This is a genomic window from Microcoleus sp. Pol17C6 (assembly GCF_036701145.1).
GTDB lineage: Bacteria > Cyanobacteriota > Cyanobacteriia > Cyanobacteriales > Microcoleaceae > Microcoleus.
In genome coordinates this window covers 24,583-41,799 of sequence record NZ_JAUBQH010000036.1, presented here as the reverse complement: position 1 = coordinate 41,799, position 17,217 = coordinate 24,583, and the positions used below count along the sequence as shown (strand labels likewise).

Annotated in this window: 16 protein-coding genes and 3 tRNA genes; 10 read left to right on the top strand and 9 right to left on the bottom strand. The window is 46.2% G+C overall.

Annotation, left to right across the window (positions count from 1 at the left end; translation table 11 throughout):
* Nucleotides 1-171 precede the first annotated feature (171 nt).
* The 4 genes from QUA25_RS18460 to QUA25_RS18445 all read right to left on the bottom strand — a co-directional run bounded on the left by QUA25_RS18460 (nt 172) and on the right by QUA25_RS18445 (nt 2,842).
* Nucleotides 172-243: transfer RNA gene (locus tag QUA25_RS18460), tRNA-Thr, on the bottom strand.
* A gap of 73 nt (nt 244-316) precedes the next feature.
* A tRNA-Tyr gene (locus QUA25_RS18455) sits at nt 317-398 on the bottom strand.
* 197 nt (nt 399-595) lie between these two features.
* Nucleotides 596-2,413: an ABC transporter ATP-binding protein gene (locus QUA25_RS18450; protein WP_333040323.1), complete on the bottom strand. Its 1,818-nt coding sequence runs from the start codon at nt 2,411-2,413 to the stop codon at nt 596-598.
* A 288-nt stretch (nt 2,414-2,701) separates the two neighbouring features.
* A complete protein-coding gene (locus QUA25_RS18445) occupies nt 2,702-2,842 on the bottom strand; it encodes a hypothetical protein (RefSeq protein ID WP_172188980.1) in 141 nt (46 codons plus the stop codon).
* On the opposite strand from QUA25_RS18445, the gene QUA25_RS18440 reads away from it, so the two are divergent.
* From QUA25_RS18440 to QUA25_RS18420, 5 genes are all read left to right on the top strand, one after another.
* On the top strand, nt 2,841-2,993 hold the full coding sequence (locus QUA25_RS18440) for a hypothetical protein (RefSeq protein ID WP_333040321.1): 153 nt from the start codon (nt 2,841-2,843) through the stop codon (nt 2,991-2,993). The genes QUA25_RS18445 and QUA25_RS18440 overlap by 2 nt on opposite strands.
* Nucleotides 2,994-3,061: 68 nt before the next feature.
* Nucleotides 3,062-3,133 (top strand) — tRNA-Gly (locus QUA25_RS18435).
* Nucleotides 3,134-3,381: 248 nt separating this feature from the next.
* Nucleotides 3,382-3,786: a hypothetical protein gene (locus tag QUA25_RS18430; RefSeq protein WP_039888086.1), complete on the top strand. Its 405-nt coding sequence runs from the start codon at nt 3,382-3,384 to the stop codon at nt 3,784-3,786.
* Between the two features lie 4 nt (nt 3,787-3,790).
* Nucleotides 3,791-5,056 (top strand): glutamate-5-semialdehyde dehydrogenase, encoded by a 1,266-nt coding sequence (locus QUA25_RS18425; protein WP_333040318.1) that lies wholly within the window; start codon nt 3,791-3,793, stop codon nt 5,054-5,056.
* 334 nt (nt 5,057-5,390) lie between these two features.
* Entirely contained in the window at nt 5,391-6,554 is a 1,164-nt protein-coding gene (locus QUA25_RS18420) for a fatty acid desaturase (protein WP_333040316.1), read from the top strand.
* Nucleotides 6,555-6,644: 90 nt separating this feature from the next.
* On the opposite strand, the gene QUA25_RS18415 is transcribed toward QUA25_RS18420, so the two are convergent.
* Both QUA25_RS18415 and QUA25_RS18410 read right to left on the bottom strand, forming a co-directional pair.
* On the bottom strand, nt 6,645-8,348 hold the full coding sequence (locus QUA25_RS18415) for a lipoxygenase family protein (protein ID WP_333040315.1): 1,704 nt from the start codon (nt 8,346-8,348) through the stop codon (nt 6,645-6,647).
* A gap of 321 nt (nt 8,349-8,669) precedes the next feature.
* Nucleotides 8,670-9,803: a class I SAM-dependent methyltransferase gene (locus tag QUA25_RS18410; RefSeq protein ID WP_333040314.1), complete on the bottom strand. Its 1,134-nt coding sequence runs from the start codon at nt 9,801-9,803 to the stop codon at nt 8,670-8,672.
* A 545-nt stretch (nt 9,804-10,348) separates the two neighbouring features.
* On the opposite strand from QUA25_RS18410, the gene QUA25_RS18405 reads away from it, so the two are divergent.
* Genes QUA25_RS18405 through QUA25_RS18395 form a run of 3 tightly spaced genes read left to right on the top strand, consistent with a single transcriptional unit; the run spans nt 10,349 to nt 12,387 of the window.
* Complete coding sequence (locus tag QUA25_RS18405) at nt 10,349-11,404, top strand: adenylate/guanylate cyclase domain-containing protein (protein WP_333040312.1); 1,056 nt, start codon at nt 10,349-10,351, stop codon at nt 11,402-11,404.
* Between the two features lie 36 nt (nt 11,405-11,440).
* Nucleotides 11,441-11,914, top strand: coding sequence for an NUDIX domain-containing protein (locus QUA25_RS18400; protein WP_333040310.1), 474 nt, complete (start codon nt 11,441-11,443; stop codon nt 11,912-11,914).
* Nucleotides 11,915-11,931: 17 nt separating this feature from the next.
* Nucleotides 11,932-12,387 (top strand): HD domain-containing protein, encoded by a 456-nt coding sequence (locus QUA25_RS18395; RefSeq protein WP_333040309.1) that lies wholly within the window; start codon nt 11,932-11,934, stop codon nt 12,385-12,387.
* A 62-nt stretch (nt 12,388-12,449) separates the two neighbouring features.
* Here the strand turns inward: QUA25_RS18395 and fabG are convergent, their stop codons facing one another.
* The gene (gene fabG / locus QUA25_RS18390; protein WP_006634175.1) at nt 12,450-13,214 is read right to left on the bottom strand and encodes a 3-oxoacyl-[acyl-carrier-protein] reductase; all 765 of its coding nucleotides are present in this window, start codon (nt 13,212-13,214) and stop codon (nt 12,450-12,452) included.
* Between the two features lie 73 nt (nt 13,215-13,287).
* On the opposite strand from fabG, the gene trxA reads away from it, so the two are divergent.
* Together trxA and QUA25_RS18380 are read left to right on the top strand one after the other, a co-directional pair.
* Nucleotides 13,288-13,605, top strand: a complete 318-nt coding sequence (gene trxA / locus QUA25_RS18385; protein ID WP_015178505.1) for a thioredoxin — start codon at nt 13,288-13,290, stop codon at nt 13,603-13,605.
* 87 nt (nt 13,606-13,692) lie between these two features.
* Nucleotides 13,693-14,286 carry a hypothetical protein gene (locus tag QUA25_RS18380; RefSeq protein ID WP_333040307.1) on the top strand — a complete coding sequence of 198 codons (594 nt, stop codon included), beginning with the start codon at nt 13,693-13,695 and terminating at the stop codon, nt 14,284-14,286.
* A gap of 54 nt (nt 14,287-14,340) precedes the next feature.
* Here the strand turns inward: QUA25_RS18380 and prmA are convergent, their stop codons facing one another.
* The gene (gene prmA / locus QUA25_RS18375) at nt 14,341-15,231 is read right to left on the bottom strand and encodes a 50S ribosomal protein L11 methyltransferase (protein ID WP_333040306.1); all 891 of its coding nucleotides are present in this window, start codon (nt 15,229-15,231) and stop codon (nt 14,341-14,343) included.
* A gap of 184 nt (nt 15,232-15,415) precedes the next feature.
* Nucleotides 15,416-16,999 (bottom strand): phosphoglycerate dehydrogenase, encoded by a 1,584-nt coding sequence (gene serA, locus QUA25_RS18370; RefSeq protein WP_333040304.1) that lies wholly within the window; start codon nt 16,997-16,999, stop codon nt 15,416-15,418.
* Nucleotides 17,000-17,217: the final 218 nt, after the last annotated feature.

Sequence of the window (17,217 nt, the reverse complement as noted above, 5' to 3'; positions counted from 1 at the left end):
ACTTGATCAACCAGTTGAAGACCAGAGGCAAAAAGTCGAGGGCGGACTTGGCAGATATGGAAGTCGTTTTGGAAATATTAGAAAACCATCAGCACGAAAGTTGATCGTAAAACTAACCTTCTTGATGTGCGATGAACCTGAAACCCTTGATGGATATAGCAGAGACTAGAAAGCCCGTGACGAGATTTGAACTCGTGACTTCCTCCTTACCAAGGAGGTACTCTACCACTGAGTTACACGGGCATAAAAAATTAAGAACCTCCAATTAAAAAATTAATTTTTAATTCTTAAATTTTAACTTTTTATTAAATTGAGGTGGGCCGAGCTAGATTTGAACTAGCGTAGGCGTAGCCAGCGGATTTACAGTCCGCCCCCATTAACCGCTCGGGCATCGACCCATTTCCATCACAGTTATATATCCTAGCACCAGAATCTTTATTTGCAACATTATATTTAAAACTCTAATCATTAAGTTTAGAACACATAAGTTAGTTAGCGGCCGACGGGAAATTTGAACACTGTTTAAGGTGTGCATTGCTACGTCTAGGCTGGGTGCCCGCCCGGAGCACCCTAAGTCTAGACTTAGCCCAAATCCCTAATTCAGTAATTCTCCGGTTTCTTGCAGGGAGTGCAGGCGGCGGTAAATGCCTTGTTGGCTTAAGAGTTCTTCGTGGCTGCCAATTTCGACGATTCTACCCCCGTCGAGTACGACGATCGTATCGGCTTCGCGAATTGTACTGAGTCTGTGGGCAATAATGATGGTGGTGCGCGTACCGAGGATATTTTGCATGGCTAGCTGGATCGATCGCTCCGATTCATAGTCCAAACTAGAAGTAGCCTCATCAAAAATTAACACATCCGGCTCCACCAACAGCGCCCTCGCAATCCCCAACCGCTGCCGCTGACCGCCGGACAACCGCATTCCTCTCTCTCCGACCACGGTATAGTAACCTTGGGGCAACAGTCGCACAAAATCGTCTACTTTGGCAATGCGACAAGCATCCTCAACTTGCTCGAAAGTTGCATTTCTGTTTCCGTAAGTCAAATTTTCCAGCAAAGTACCGTTAAAAACGTCTACTTCTTGGTGGACAATCGCTAAACGCTGGCGATAGCGAGTCACGTCTAAGCTGCAAATGTCTTCTCCGTCGATCAAAATGCGGCCGGAGTTAGGTTCAAAGTAGCGAAACAAAAGTTTCACTAAAGTCGATTTCCCGGAACCCGATCGCCCGACTAATGCTACAGTTTGACGGGGATGAATCAATAAATTCACATCTTGCAAAACGGGTTTTTGACTGTCGTACCCGAAGGTCAAACCGCTGAACTCAACTTTGCCGGTAAATTTATAAGGCGACGCCGATCGAGCATTTTCTGCTAAATTAACCGCATCAACACCGTCTGGCGTTTGCATAAACTCGTGGAACCGGATCATTGAAGAATAACGCCGCGCCAATAATTCGGCGATAACGCTAATCGGACGCAGTTGGGAATATGCCATGCTTGCCAGGGTGTAGACGGTAACAAAATATCCGAGGGAAATTTTGCCTGCAACCGTGGCTGCTAGGCTAAAACCGAGGACTGAAAACAAACACAACTGGACGATCGTCTGCTGGTATGTCCCCAGGATGACGTATCCTTTGTGAATGCGGTGGATCACGACTTTTGATTCGCGATCGAGTCTGGTTGTTTGCCTTTTGAGTTCATGGCTTTCTGTCGCAAAAGCTTTGACTGTTTTGATGTTGGTGATAATTTCCGAGTTGCGGCTTTCGGTATCTTCGATGTATTCATCCAGACTTTCTTCCTGCGCCGTCACCTGTTGCAGGCCTTTTAAGGTGAAACTGAGGATAAATAGAAATGAAACCAAAATTAATAAGCCAATCCGCCACTCAATTAAGCAGATAACGGCAAAAATGCCGATTAAGCGGACGACTTCGGGGATGAATTCGCCGGCAATTTCTGGGTAAGTCCAAGTATGGTTGGCGATGCCTTTGGCGATGCGGCTGGCAATCCGTCCGGCGTTGTTTTCGTCGTAGAATTCTAGGGGTAAGGTGAGGATTTTGCCGATCGCACTTCTCATTTGATCGCGCCTTGCCCTCAACGGTATCGCCCAGTGGAACCAATTTCCCACCCAAGGCTGTACCGGTGCTTTGGCGACTGTTACCAGAAAAATTATGCCCAGCAAGACCGATAGCGATAATATTTTGTTGGGTGAGTGCTGGGTAACAGAGGCGATCGCTGTTATCAGTTTTTGGGTTACTGTATCTGTAGGTTGACCCGACAATACGTTTAATATTTGACCGATCGCGTAGGGAACAAGCAAATCGGCTAGTGCCAAAACGCTGGATGCGCCTATGCTGTAGACTGATATTTTCCAGTAGCGACTGTAGTATTGGAAAATGTCCTGAAAGCTTGCCATAAATTTGTGTGGAGATACAACCCTTGCAAACACTTGCATCTAAAATTGCGCTCTCGGCGCGCTTTGTTTACAAGTGTACTACAAAAGTAGTTGATCGGGGAGTCATCTCGGCTCATGCTAGCGACTCGCCCGATCGGGTGATTTATGGCAATCATGTGATCGTCAGCAATCGATCCGCATTCCTGGGCAATCAATTCCAGACTAATGGCAAAAAATGCAAAAGACAGAATTTTTCTTAAATTCTGCCTTCTGAGCAAGACCTTATAAGTTTTACGTTTGAGTAGTCTGTTAGCTGAAGGTGTAGGCTGATTGCAGCGCCCACCAGATCAAGAAGCCGATGCCGCCGGCAATGACAATCGCCGAAATGGCGATCGCTATAGGACTGTCAGCTCCCTTGAACTTCATGATTCCGCGATTTAAATCTGACATGACAGTGTTCTCCCACAATTCCAGCTTGATTGTAGCTTTGCCGTCGGCCGATGGCGGTCAATTTTCACGGCAATTACTGATTTGGTTAATGATCGGGCTGCTGAAATTGCAGGTGGGGGGTGGGTTTGGGGGGGGTTTACTGGGTTTGTGAAAAAAACTTACTAAAAAGACTTGACAAATTTCGAGAATTGAGACAATATTGTTAATACCGCAGGAAATGCGGGTGTAGCTCAGTGGTAGAGCGTCACCTTGCCAAGGTGAATGTCGCGCGTTCGAATCGCGTCACCCGCTTTAGAAGATAAAAAAATCAAGGAAACCGGAAAGTATATTAAGAAAGTTTTCGGTATAGTCCTAATGATGGTTGAAAATACCTAAGTTAGTGGTAAGATTGAATCCAGAACTTGCAAGTCAAAATTGCCGATCGGGCGAGATATCGGAATAGGGAGTTGAAAGCCTCGATATGCCGAAATTGACAAGTTTGATTAAGTGGATATGTTAACGATTATTTTTGCAAAAACGCTTTTTTTATCCGATCGCTAGTGCCATCTCAAAAAGCTCCAAAGATTGACTTAAACGATGAGTACCCCTGTCCTTGCCGACGCCGGGGTCGTCTAGTTCCCATAACGTTGACAGAAGCCTTTGGCTGCAACCGCTGTCAACAAATATTTGTATTGGACGAAAGTGGATACGTGATTGAGCAACTATCAACGAACTATCCTTACAAGCAGGCTTGGCGGTGGACGGGCAACCAGTGGAACAGAGCGCATCCGGGTTTGAAGGCCCATTACTTGCCACTGGCTTTGGGTATGATATTGGTGCCGCTAGTGATTTGGTTGCCCTTGGCGCTACACTCGCCGGGCCCGAATATTATTCTGTGGGCAATGGTCGCGGTGCTGCTAGCAATGCTGCCGGCGCTGATGGTATGGCTGGCTTATAGGCGTTAGCTAGATGATAATAGAGGATTTTACCCATTCATCAGATGCCGCAAATGTCGCGCGTCGTGCTTATCAAGCTTCTTTGGAGTTGGCTGCGACAAAGAGTGCCGATCGCGCGGCAGCTTTGCAGGCGATGGCGGGCTCGCTGAAACGCAGACAAAATGACATTTTAGAAGCAAATACTCTGGATCTAGAAGCAAGTCGGGACATGGCGATTCCGGAGTTGATCGTGGAGTGGCTGAAGCTGACGCCGGAACGGATAAAGACAACTGTGCAAATTCTGGAACGGTTGGGGGAAATGCCAGATCCCATCGGCAGGGTGATCAATGCTTCTTATCAGGTCGATCGCTGTCAGGTTTACTGTCAGTCGCTACCGCTGGGGGCGATCGCTCTAATTTACGAGGCGTTTCCCGAGTTGGGGGCGATCGCCGCGGGTTTGTCTCTCAAAAGCGCTAACAGTTTGATTCTTAAAGGCGGCAGCGAAAGCTGGCACACTAATAGTGTAATTGGAGAAGCTTTGGTTTCGGCGATCGATGAGGTCGGTTTGCCATCGGGATGTTTGCAGGTACTGCCGCCGGATCGGGGCGCTTCAATCAGAGAATTGGTAACTCAAGACCAATATCTCAATTTAATTATTCCCTACGGCAGGCCAAGTTTGGTGCAGCAGGTAGTAAGGTTGTGTACAGCACCAGTTTTGAGGTCGGCAATGGGAAATTGTTACCTTTATTGGTCACCGACTGGCAGTTTGGAGATGGCAAGGTGGATGATTTTGGACAGCCATCAAAGCGTTCCCGATCCTGTTAATGCGATCGAGAAAGTGCTGATCGATCGCAACCAAAAGCCTTCTTCCTTAGTCAGGCTGTGGAACAGTTTAAAAGAAAAAGGCTTTCAAATTAGCGCCGATGCGGATCTTGTTGCAGATTTCCCCGACTTGAAGCTGGCGGAACCATACGAGTGGACTCAACCGTATTTAAACAAAACCATAGCGTTTAAAGTTGTCGATAGTTTAGAGATTGCGATCGGCTGGATCAACCGCTACAGCAGCGGCCACGCTGACTGCATTGCCACTGAATCTTACTTAGAAAGTCGCCAATTTGCTCTGGATGTTAACAGTGCCTCAACTTTTATTAATGCCTCACCTCGGTTTTGGCGCTATCAAAATCGGGGAGATGCGATATTTTTGGGAATGTCCAACCAAAAAGGTTATCGTCGGGGATTAATCGGGTTAGATACGCTGACGACAATTAAAGAAATTGTTCAAGGAAACGGACTTTTTTAATCTAATAGGATATTTAGGATTAGTTATTGGAATATTAAACCCAAGTCAAAAGTCGGATAGTATTATCGATGGCTAAGCCTTTATAAGCCTTTAATAGTTGTTTCCCCAATTTTTATTGAGGGAAGACAATAATATCTTGGTACAACAATTAGGCAGCTTTGATATCAAGCAATTTAGTCACAAGCTCCCGGAACGACACCGTGGACACAGATAAAATTTCCGCGTCCTGATAATAAGCCCCCGATTCATTTGTGGGTCAATCTCAAATCGGTACTGGCTCTAATTAACTTTAAAAAGTTATTAACTCACCCATGAAAATACTTTTAGCGATAACATGAAATCCCAAAAATTACTCAATACTCTAGACAAGGCGGCAACGCCGACTTTAGGCGAAGAAACGCTAATTCACCACTCGGTATATGTTAAAAAATTGCGTCTGCTACTGCCATCAGATGCCTTTGAACCAGATCCTAGCAAGTTAGCAATACTATTCATCAACGCTGCTATTTTATTGCTGGGATGGGGAATTGCTGCTAATCTCGATCGCTGGCCTGTCTATCTTTTAGGGCTTTACTTACCTTTAGCCGTCATCATGGGCAATAGTATCATAGTTTTGCTATTTAGCTCCCACGATTTGATGCACGGTAGTGTTCAGAAAAAGTCGCGCCTCACTTATCCGATCGCCTTTTTGGGACTAAGTATGCTGTTTATGCCGCCTACTCAGTGGAAAAATCTGCACAACCTCGTACATCACAATAACACGAACTCTGTGGCCGACCCCGATCGCAACTATCTGTACCAGCAACCAGATACTTGGGGAAAATGGATTCAAAATCTGTTTGTACCCTCGGTGGAAGTCAATCCGGTGTGGTTAATGGTAGGGATGGCCGGTTCGTGGTTAGTGCATAATTTCCGCAATCTCACCTCGGTACTGTTATTTAACGATAAATCTGTCGATTACGTACCGGCTGCCTTTACAGTTAGTCCTAAAGATAGATTGACAATCGCATTTGAATGTCTGGGAATTTTAGGAATTCATGCCAGCATTTTGTTCTACCTAAATTTTCATCCGCTTAAAATCGCTCTTGCCTACATTTTGCCGATCGCAATTGGTCATGCAGGCGCAATGTTTTACATCTATACCAACCACATGGGTTGCCGGATGACCGCCATTAATGACCCGCTGATCAACAGTATGTCAGTGCGGGTTCCTAAAATATTTGACCTGCTGCACTTGAATTTTTCTTACCACACAGAGCATCATATTTTCCCCAGCATCAACTCAAACTATTATCCGATGGTGCAAGAGTTGTTGCAAATTCACTATCCCGGACGCCTGAATTTAATCGATGGTGGCAAAGCTTGGCGGTTGCTGATGCAAACACCCCGGCATTATCAAGATGAAGTCACCTTCACTGATTCTGCGGGTACAATGGCCGTGAATTGCTCGATTGTTGAAGACTATAAAAGCGGAGAATTCGCGCAACTCACATCTTGAACCATGCTGAAAAACAGGCTTTTGGGCCTGTTCCACAAAAAATGAATTTTATTGTGGGGTGGGCGTCTCGCCCGCCCCAAAAATAAACTCCTACATACTGATGCTATTTAGTACCAACGAAGGCTTGAGAGCCAAATAAGGGATGACTCGTTTTTGATTGTTAGCATCAATCTTCTGTTCAGCCATATTCAAATTTTGCTGGAACTGTCTGGCTAAAAATTCGATCGGCGTTCCCGCAAAAACTTCGTCGAAACTCATCCGGTAGAGTTCTCGGAAAGATTTATCGTAATAACCCAAACGGTCATATCGATAAGCTGACAAAATAAACAGAATTTTTAGTTGTTCAGCCGCTCGCTTGTACGGAGGAAGCAACCGTAAAATGTCCTTTTCCGTAATCACTTCGAGAGTCCCAGAAGCATTAATTTTGGGAATGTCCCGGTATGCTGCCAAAGGCATATTGGCGGCAAAACTCATGTATTCATACTGGGGAAAATTGACTGCTGAATGCTGCGGGCCGCAGGTAAAAATTATGGTTGTGACAATTTTAATTAATTGTTCAACTGTGTCTATTTTGCTGGGCATTCCTTTGACTTTACCGCCCTCATTCGAGGCTAATTCTTGGGCCCAAGTTTGCAGTTCCACATCTTGGACGAGTGCTTCATTTGTCGGGTAAAAGAATTTGAGATAGCCACATACAAAGGTTTCGATCGCATTCCACAGCAGTAATCCATCATCTCGGTAAGGATAGTGAGGCAGTTGATTTGGATCGTCCATGCCCCGATTTTTCAGTTCGGTTGGAAAGGCAAATTGATCCAGACTCCAGTTACTGCAAGCCTCTCTAGCTATTTCCATTGTCTCTGGCAAGCTACCGCTTAGCAAGTCATCGACTGGCCCGCCCGGAGCGATCAAATAAGAACGTGCCAGCTCGTTGTTCGTCAACATAAACCGAAAGTGCGGTTTCAGCAGCAGGCTAAGGGGGTGATTTTTAGCCAACTGTCGGGCGGTGACGATCGCGATTGGTTCCATCACCAAATGAGTTCGACCTAAATGCGAGCTCATTTCGTGGTGATTGGCATCTGCTACTTGCACGCAGAGTTTCGCAAACAGCCAATCCACAGGAGGATCGAACGGGGTGTAGACATGGCTATCTGGCGTGGGATCTAGTTGAATGGCAATCGGCACCAGTTCACCGCGATCGCGGATTCCCGTCCACCGCCAAGCGAAAAAAGCTCGCGGTTTTGGCAAGAATTTTCTGCCTTTTTCAGAGCTGCCGCCTCCAATTTTTGAAGGCGCGCGATAGTGTTGGTCGCTACCCGTATAATCGGCAATGTAAATGTTTTTTTGTTGCAACTCTTGGCCCAGATCGAATAATGGGTGAAAGCTGGAAATTTGTGCCAGTGTTTGCGCCCGAGGATCGCCGGCATCTAACAAACGAAGCACCATCGGATTTGCTCCAGACAGGCGCTGTTCTGCAAAAGAGCGATCGGTTTGGTAGATTTTGGCAACAGCAGGTAGTGGCAGCAGAGTAAAGAAATCTTCATAGTCTTGGAGCTCGTCGAGAGGATCGAGAAAACTTCTCGAATCGGCCGCCAGCATATTTCCGGGAAGTTCCGATGTTGCTAGTATCCGCTCTCCAATATACTTGCTCGAAAAGTTCTCGACTGGTGGCAGATCTTTCAATAATGCCAAAGGTGATAAACTGTCATGGTCAAACTGATAAGCTTGTTGCTGACGATTCAAGGAATCGCGGCGCTGTTCTTGGTTCGGATCGTCTTGAGGAAGAGAAGGTTTCATATTCTGTACCATTGTATAAAGTAACGCTTTTTTTGTAGTAAAATATCGGATATCATCACTACCGATCGAGGATGGAATTTAAAAAGTATTGTGCGGGTTCATGCTTGATATAGGTCTTATTCACCGATCGATCATCTGATTCCGGACTTTTTTAAACTCAGACAAGTTTCTCAAAATAATGCAACACTTCTAGATCGCCCTCAATCCACATAGGGCGGTTTCATTATCCAGATAAGTAGCTCGCATTTGAGAACCCCGACTTCTTTGAGAAGTCGGGGTTCGTGGTGTTAGGTTTTTTGAGCTTGGTCTACTGATTAGCGGTTAGGCACGAACCATTAAATATTGGCCGTTGCCGTTATATTCGCCGTCGCAACTCGCGAAGTTAGACACAAACCAAATCAAGTAAAACCGCCAGATTCGCCGAAATTTGGCATAGTCGATGCCGTAGTCCAAATCTTTGACTATTACCTGAGAATCGTCAAAGTTTTTCAGCCAGTTAGCAAAGGTTGTGGAGTAATTGTATCCGTTGAGATACCATCTTTGAATGGTTTTGAGGTCTTTATTGTGGCTGGGAACGGCATCGTATTTCCAGTAACGGCCGTGGGGAAAAATGTATTTGTGGGTGAAAACGCTGGATATATTGTTGGGAGTGCGAACTGTGATGATGTGAATAAACACTTTGCCGTTATCCTTCAGGAAAGATGCCAGCTTTTGGAAAGCCTTCGTTAAATTACCTACATGACAAAAAACTCCAATGGAGAGAATTTTATCAAATTTTGTCTCGAAGTTGGCGTCGTTCAAATCGCCTTCATATAGGGTGAATCGACCGGAACTAAGGTAGCTTTCGGGGTCTTGCATCTTCTGACGCATATACTCGCATTGGTGGTGGCTGAGGTTAATCCCGGTAAAGGTCACATTGGGGAATTTGGAAAGAATGTAATTGGGAACACAACCCCAACCGCAGCCAAAGTCTAAAATATTGTCGCCATCTTGAATCTCTAGCTTCTCAATCACATCATCAATCATCTGCATTTGCGCTTGTTCAAGGTTGGTGGCTCCTTTTTCCCATAACCCCATGCTGTATTTAGGATAAATGAGTTTTCCATCGCCTAACATCGGATTCAGCATTGCTTGAGGTAAGTCGTACTGAATCTTCATTAAATCCCGCGGCCCTTCGGCTGTGTGGTCTGTTTCTGTTAGTACCCATTCGTAGGGTGCAAGCAGGGACGGGAAATGCTTAAAAAAGACGGGCATACAGGTATCAAAAAGCGATCGCAATACTGAATCTGGGACTTCTAATCCGTTGATGTAAGACTCTGCTACTGCCATTTGCACCGTGTTAACTGCACTGACTGCGAGGCGGGTTGCTCCGTAGGCGATCGGACTTTTGGTATGGATATTTCCCACGAGGGGAATGTGGTTTTCGATGTTTTGTAGGGCTGTTGATGAAGTCATGGTTATACTGGTTTTAAAGATTCTGCTATTCTATCTCACGAAAATTGGGTGGTTGTTAGAGAGCAAAAAAGCTAAAACTATTGCCCAGTAAGGTTTGCACAGCAAAACTCCCCCAAATCTTAAAAATATATGGCTGTTGAAGGGGATTTGATAACGGATTTATAGGGCTTTGGGCGATATTAATTTTATTAAGAATTATGTCCGTCCATTTTAGATTTTAGATTTTAGATTAACTCCACAGCTTGAATTGGGGTATTTTCACGGTGAGATGAAAATTTTAGTGTTCAGTTATACCATTTTAGATTTGAGAATTGAGAATAAATGATGAGCTAAGAGTTGGACTCTTGTCTAGAGTTGCTCTCTTTTTTTAAACTGGTTTCATTGGGGCGGTTGAGCTGGCGAAACGAGAAGCAAATGCCGATCGCGACTTATAGTTAAGGAATCAGGGATACAGAAAAAATGCCCAGAAACCGGGTTTGCATACAGGTTCGCTGCAATAACAGATGTCCGCGAGATTCCTCGCTAATTAGCTAGACGCGCCAAATATGCCACAGATTCACTATCTGCCGGACGATCGCACGATCGAGATAGACGACGACGATATAATTCTCGAAGCTTCCCTGCGTGCCGACATTCCCCACACCCACATCTGCGGCGGTAGTGCTCGATGTTCGACTTGCCGGGTATTGATTGTCGAAGGTTTGGAATTTTGCTCTCCGCGCACTTCGCCGGAAGAGGAACTTGCCAAAAAATTGCGTTTAGAACCGGAAATTAGGCTAGCTTGTCAGACACAGGTTGCAGGCGGCAAGGTAATTTTGCGCCGATTGGCGATCGATTCTGAAGACTTGGAATCATTTAACGACGAAATGGCGGGAAAGTCAATTTCGGCTCCTGTCGGGCAAGAGAAGAAAATTGCAATTTTGTTTGCCGATATTCGAGGGTTTACTACGTTTGCAGAGTCGCTGTTGCCCTACGATGTAATTTATGTTTTAAATCGCTATTTCCAAAAAATGGGTTATGTGATCAACCGCAATGGCGGGATGATTAATAATTACATGGGAGATGGTTTTATGGCGCTGTTTGGGTTGGAAAATCCCGACAAAGCGGCGGAACAAGCAGTGAGGGCTGGGGTGGAGATGCTGGAGGAACTAGAGAAACTCAATCCTTATTTTGAGACTTTATACCGTCACCGATTGCGGATTGGGATTGGCATTCACTGCGGCTGCGTGGTTGTGGGGAAGTTGGGCGCGTCGAAGAGTCAGACAGTTACGGCGATCGGGGATGCGGTGAATTTGGCCAGCCGGATCGAGGCTGCTAACAAGCAAGTGGGAACAAGTTTACTGATTTCCGAGGAGACTTATCAGGAAGTGAAGGAATTGGCGATCGTCGATCGGTGCGTATCCGTGCCAATTCCGGGGAAAAGTGGCGAATATCCGCTGTATGAAGTAGTCGGGATGCCCCCGCTGTCCGTGGAAACCGAAGAAGTTTCTGAGGTAAGGGAAGGTTCTATTTGGCAAAGTTTTGTCAATAAGTTACTGGCTTTGTATGCTGCGGTGTACAATTGGATTAGGAAAATTTGGATTCAAATTAGAAAACTCTAGCTCAACTTTTTTGAGTTTTGTTATTCCATCGATAACATGAATATTCCTCAGTCAATAGTTCGCATTTTTCTCATGCTCCCCAACGGTCAGATTGGGGCACAACTGCGAGATAATATTCCAGGTATTGCCAGTCAAGGAATGCTTTCTACTTTTGGTGGTGGCGTGGACAGTGGAGAAAGTCCACAGCAGGCAGCCCTGCGAGAAATGGAGGAAGAAACTTGCCTCACAACCAATGATTACAAAATGGAGTTTATCACAACTTTTACTCACCAAAAAACCCAAAAAGAGAGAAAAATTTTACAAAAAAACCACCTTTTTTTGGCTAGAGTTAGCGATTGTGATAAAATAGAAATTAAAGAAGGTGTGGGTTTGGTAGTTTTGAGAAAAGATGTAGATTTTGAAAAAGTCAACGCCGGGGAAGGTACTCAAATGGCTTGGACATTGTTGCAGGAATATTTAAAATCAAAAACCACACACGACCTTTTCCCCGCGAGGGTACAGAAACTTTAATACAGAACTTCTTGACTATGTTGTCAAATACGAATTCAGATTACCAATCATTACTACAACGGGCGATCGCGCTCGCAGCCAAAGCTCATGAAGGGCAGGTGGATAAAGCAGGCAATCCCTATCTAGATCATCCGGTATTTGTGATGGAAAATGTAAACTCTATAGAGGAGAAAATTGTAGCGGTTCTACACGATGCGGTCGAAGATTCTGAACTGACACTTGAGCAACTTAGAAGCGAAGGTTTTCCTGAAGTTATCGTATCGGCGCTCGAGGCGATTACCAAAATAGAAGGAGAAGCTTATGCAGCTTATTTAGAACGTGTGATTGCCAACCCGATCGCACTGCGAGTCAAAATCGCTGATGTTACTCATAACCTCGATATTCGTCGCATCGCCAATCCCACAGAGGCTGATTTTCAACGCATTGCAAAATACAAAAAAGTCCTCAGTCAGTTGTGTGCCGCCTTAAAGTAATTATTAACCGCAAATATCCGCGTTAATCCGCGTGCATCTGCGGTTAAAAAAATCCCGAAATCCTAAGCCATTACCATCCCCCCATCCACATTAAAAACCTGCCCCGTTATATAAGCCGCCGCCGCATCGGCCGCCAAAAACTTCACCATCCCAGCAACTTCCTCAACTTCCCCGTATCTCCCCAGCGGAATATACTTCAAAATCTCATCAGACTTGACATCCTTCGTCATATCTGTAGTGATAAAACCCGGTGCAACTGCATTCACAGTAATCCCGCGACTGGCCAACTCTTTCGCCACAGTTTTAGTAAACCCAATTACCCCAGCTTTCGCCGCACTGTAATTAGCTTGTCCCGGATTGCCCATTTGCCCAGCCACCGAAGCAATATTAATAATTCGGCCGCTTCGCTGCTTCAGCATGATTTTACTGGCAGCTTTCGCACACAAAAATACGCCCGTTAAATTCAAATCAATTACCGCTTGCCAATCTTCCAACTTCATTCGCAGCAGCAAAGTATCGCGAGTAATGCCGGCATTGTTCACCAAAATGTCAATTCGTCCCCATTTTTCCATGACATTACTGGTGAGTAAATCTACTTGGTCTGTTTTCGAGACATCTGCTGCAAGTGCGACAGCTTCTCCTCCAGCAGCGACTATTTCTGCTACCACCTCATCAGCAGCAGCACTCGAACTCGCATAGTTGACGGCGACTTTAGCGCCTTCTGCTGCTAGGGTTAAAGCAACGGCGCGGCCGATTCCCCGCGACGCACCGGTCACGACAGCAACTTGACCCCGCAATCTCTGAAAAGTCTCTGGTAATAGTTCCATAATTGTATCCTCGCAATCTACCAGAGAATTTTGCACTAAAATCGAGCCAGAACCCAAAAAATTATTTTGTCTTATGGCAGTTCAAAAACAGTTCAGCAGTTTTGAAGAGTTACTATCGGGCTCTGACTTGCCGGTGTTGGTAGATTTTTACGCTACTTGGTGCGGGCCTTGTCAGATGATGGCACCGATTTTGGAGCAAGTCAGCGGTCAGATGAAAGACAAGCTGATGGTTGTCAAAATTGACACCGATAAGTACGAACAGTTGGCGTCGCAGCATCACATTTATGCTTTGCCGACTTTGGTGTTGTTCAAAAATGGCGCTGAGGTCGATCGAATTGAGGGAGTGATGCAAGCGGCGCAGTTGATCGATCGAGTGCAACCTTACTTGTAACCGGAGCCAATTATCTCACACGTAGGGTGCGTCAGTTAATATCTGATTAATTATGAATCAGATAATCCTAGTTGACGCACCCTACTTATGAAGACTCCCAGCCACGCTATTATCAATCTGGCAATTCTTGGTAAACCGCAACTGCCCCAAGCTAATCTAATTATTGTGATCGGCGGTATTTTACCCGACATCCCAATATTTTTATTTTACTTTTGGGCGAAATACATTGCTCGCTTGCCCGCAGCTACAATTTGGTCAAAAGCATATTATGAGCCTTTTGTGCAAGATATTGTGGCTCTGTTTCATTCAATTCCCCTTGCGGTTATTGGTTTGCTAATTGCTTATTACTTTGGCTGGCAAAGCGTGGAAATTCTGTTTATCAGTATGATACTACACTCTCTGGGAGATTTGCCTGTCCACAATGACGACGCTCACCGACACTTTTTTCCGTTCAGCAATTACCGTTTTATCAGTCCCTTTTCTTATTGGGATCGGAAGCACTACGGGTCAATTGTTTCTGTCGTTGAAATGTTGTTAGTGCTGCTGTCAACTTACCGCGTTTTTGGTTTTGTTAATTCTTCTGCTGGAAAAACGTTGTTGATTTTGGTGAATGGTTTTTACTGGGCTGGCGCGGTTTATTTTCAGGTTAGAGACTTATTTAAATTCACTTCCCAAAGATGAAACATGAACTCAAAATTACCAATTAGCAATTAGGAATTAGCAATTACCATATTGTTAACTACGCCGAATATTAAAACAACACCAATCTTGGCGCTTCCACAGAGTAGCCACAATCCAGCCGTGCTGTTCCAGAGTGTCGGCAATTGGCTTAGCTTGTTCGAGCAAAATGCCGCTGAGCACGCCCCAAGTAGTGGGTTTGCTAATTGCAGTGAACTGCGGGATTAAATCAATGATTACTTCTGCTAAAATGTTGCAGATCAAACCGTCGATCGGCTCATCTACCATTTCTTTCAGGCGATCGATACTTCCGAGCTCTGCAACTAACTGCTGAGAATTAACGCGGTTGAGTAGTCTGTTGCTAATGGTCGATCGCACTGCCAAAGGATCTGTATCCAAAGCATAAACTTTTGTAGCGCCCAACAACACCGCGCCGATCGACAAAATACCCGATCCGCAGCCGATATCGGCAACTACGGACTTGCTGTCATCAAAACCTAGCCGCATTTCCAGCGACTCCAGACAAAGTTGAGTAGTAGCGTGAGCACCAGTACCGAAAGCCACACCCGGATCTAAACGCAAAATGATGCGATCGGTATCAGTCGGCGGGGGCAGCCATGCCGGGTTAATTAAAAAGCGATCGCCCACTTCTTGAGGCTGCCAGTGCTCCTTCCAAGTGCTGCCCCAGTCTTCGTCTTCAATTAAATCCCACTGCATCGCAGGTAGGGGCAAACCTGCACACAGAGCATCTTGGCGCAGCCACAGAGACAGAGCGGCCAAATCCAGCAATCCTGCCTGTTCTTCGGGCAAATAAGCCGACATCAGGCAGGAATTGCTTTTGAGCTCCGTAGCAGTTCCCCGACAGTTAAACCGTTCCAGACGCCAAAAGATGATATCTTCCAGCGCCGGATCGCAAAGAATTCTAATTTCCCACCAGCTATGTGCCATAACGATTTTAGATTTTAGATTTTAGATTTTAGATTGGCCCAGGGGAACTGGAGACTGGGAAGTGGGGAGTGAGGAAGGAGGATTGGCTAATAGAAAAATTCCCGCTTTCTTGCCAATGACCAATGACCAATTACCCATTACCAATTATCAGCCCTTGCATCCAAAATCTAAACTCCAAAATCCGTCAAAGATTTACCGTGTAAGCATCCCGAATTCCCGGAACTTTTAGGATCTCAGCCAGTATCCCCTCTGGTAGAGGGTCATCGAGGCTCAAAACCATCACCGCATCGCCTCGCACGATTTTACGGCCTACTTGCATACTGGCAATATTGACATTAAAACTGCCCAATTGGGAACCAATTTTGCCAATAATCCCCGGCATATCGCGGTGCAGGGTAAACAGCATATGGTGAGTGGGGGAAACGTTGACCGGGAAATCGTCAACGCTGGTAATCCGAATTTCGCTTTCGCCGAGCACTGCACCTGTGACGGTGTGTTCGCCGAGGGTTCCCTTGGCCGAGAGGTGCAGGGAGCCGGTGTAGTCGCGAATTGAGGCGTCTCTGGTTTCGACGACGCGAATTCCGCGTTCTTTGGCTTCGATGCTGGCGTTGACGTAGTTAACGCGCTCTCGCAGGGCTTGGGAGAGCAGGCCTTTGAGGGCGGCGACGACTACGGGCTGGCTTTGGTTGCTGGCCAATTCGCCTTGCAGTTGAACGTTGAGGTAATCGACTCGGCCTCCGGCTAGCTGGCTGACGAGGTTGCCGAGGGTTTCGGCGAGTTGCAGGTAGGGTTTGAGTTTTTCGATCGAGTCTGGGTAAATTCCTGGTATGTTGACAGCCGATCGTGCGGGTAGCCCCAACAGTACATCGCGAATTTGTTCAGCAACATCGATGGCCACATTCACCTGAGCTTCCGCTGTGGATGCTCCCAAGTGGGGCGTCAGCACAATGTTTTGGCCGACACTCCGCAGCGGGGAATCAGCTTCCAGCGGCTCGTGTTCGTAAACGTCCAAAGCTGCGCCGGCGATCTTGCCTTCTTTGATGGCTTCTGCGAGGGCTGCTTCGTCGATGATTCCGCCTCTGGCGCAGTTTATGATGCGGGCCGTGGGCTTCATTTTCGAGAGCACTTCAGCGTTAATTAAGTGCAGGGTTTCCGGCGTTTTGGGGATGTGCAGGGTGATGTAGTCGGATTCGCGCATCAGCAGTTCGAGTTCTACCAAGCGGCAGCCCAACTGGTCGGCTCTTTCGGTCGAAATGAAGGGGTCGTAGGCCAGCAGTTTCATGCCCATTGCTTTGGCTGCGGCGGCGAGGTGGGAGCCGATTTTGCCCAAACCGACGATGCCGAGGGTTTTTTTGTAAACTTCTACGCCGATAAAGCGGTTGCGTTCCCATTTACCACCTTTGACGGATTCGTTAGCTTCCGGGATGTGGCGGGACATCGAGAGCATCATGGCGAGGGCGTGTTCGGCGGCGGCGATCGTATTGCCTTCGGGGGAATTGACGACTACAATTCCTTTGCGGGTAGCGGCGGGTACATCGACATTATCTACGCCGACGCCGGCTCTGCCGATGATTTTAAGTGAATTCCCGGCTTCAATGATTTCTTTGGTAACTTGGGTGCCAGAACGGATCATCAAAGCGTCGTAATCGGGAATAATTTTTACCAGTTGTTCGGCTGAGAGTCCTGTGTTTACGTCAACTTGCGCGACTTGGGAGAGGATGTCAATTCCGGCTTGATCGATCGGATCGGATACTAGAACTTTAGGCATAGCAAGCAATTGAGTGCAATAGTAAAAATAGACCGAGCGTTGGCGAGCTCAAAGTTGAGACTTATGACTTAGAGCAGTATCTAACAGCTCAGCTCAAGCTTGCCTTTGTGCAGTTTGAATTGTATCTGTATTCGGTCAAGGTCGGCCGTTTTTTGCGTGAAATATTTTAGCTTTGCGGGCGATCGGACTCTCTGAGTGTCTGAAAATCCCCCAAGTGC

Bases quoted from the DNA above. Each gene is read 5' to 3' on its own strand.
- QUA25_RS18380 (WP_333040307.1), top strand. From the start codon at position 13,693: ATGAAGACTCCCAGCCACGCTATTATCAATCTGGCAATTCTTGGTAAA.
- trxA (WP_015178505.1), top strand. From the start codon at position 13,288: ATGGCAGTTCAAAAACAGTTCAGCAGTTTTGAAGAGTTACTATCGGGC.
- QUA25_RS18400 (WP_333040310.1), top strand. From the start codon at position 11,441: ATGAATATTCCTCAGTCAATAGTTCGCATTTTTCTCATGCTCCCCAAC.
- QUA25_RS18425 (WP_333040318.1), top strand. From the start codon at position 3,791: ATGATAATAGAGGATTTTACCCATTCATCAGATGCCGCAAATGTCGCG.
- QUA25_RS18420 (WP_333040316.1), top strand. From the start codon at position 5,391: ATGAAATCCCAAAAATTACTCAATACTCTAGACAAGGCGGCAACGCCG.
- QUA25_RS18410 (WP_333040314.1), bottom strand. From the start codon at position 9,803: ATGACTTCATCAACAGCCCTACAAAACATCGAAAACCACATTCCCCTC.
- QUA25_RS18445 (WP_172188980.1), bottom strand. From the start codon at position 2,842: ATGTCAGATTTAAATCGCGGAATCATGAAGTTCAAGGGAGCTGACAGT.
- QUA25_RS18395 (WP_333040309.1), top strand. From the start codon at position 11,932: ATGTTGTCAAATACGAATTCAGATTACCAATCATTACTACAACGGGCG.
- QUA25_RS18440 (WP_333040321.1), top strand. From the start codon at position 2,841: ATGACAGTGTTCTCCCACAATTCCAGCTTGATTGTAGCTTTGCCGTCG.
- fabG (WP_006634175.1), bottom strand. From the start codon at position 13,214: ATGGAACTATTACCAGAGACTTTTCAGAGATTGCGGGGTCAAGTTGCT.
- QUA25_RS18450 (WP_333040323.1), bottom strand. From the start codon at position 2,413: ATGGCAAGCTTTCAGGACATTTTCCAATACTACAGTCGCTACTGGAAA.
- serA (WP_333040304.1), bottom strand. From the start codon at position 16,999: ATGCCTAAAGTTCTAGTATCCGATCCGATCGATCAAGCCGGAATTGAC.
- QUA25_RS18415 (WP_333040315.1), bottom strand. From the start codon at position 8,348: ATGAAACCTTCTCTTCCTCAAGACGATCCGAACCAAGAACAGCGCCGC.
- QUA25_RS18405 (WP_333040312.1), top strand. From the start codon at position 10,349: ATGCCACAGATTCACTATCTGCCGGACGATCGCACGATCGAGATAGAC.
- prmA (WP_333040306.1), bottom strand. From the start codon at position 15,231: ATGGCACATAGCTGGTGGGAAATTAGAATTCTTTGCGATCCGGCGCTG.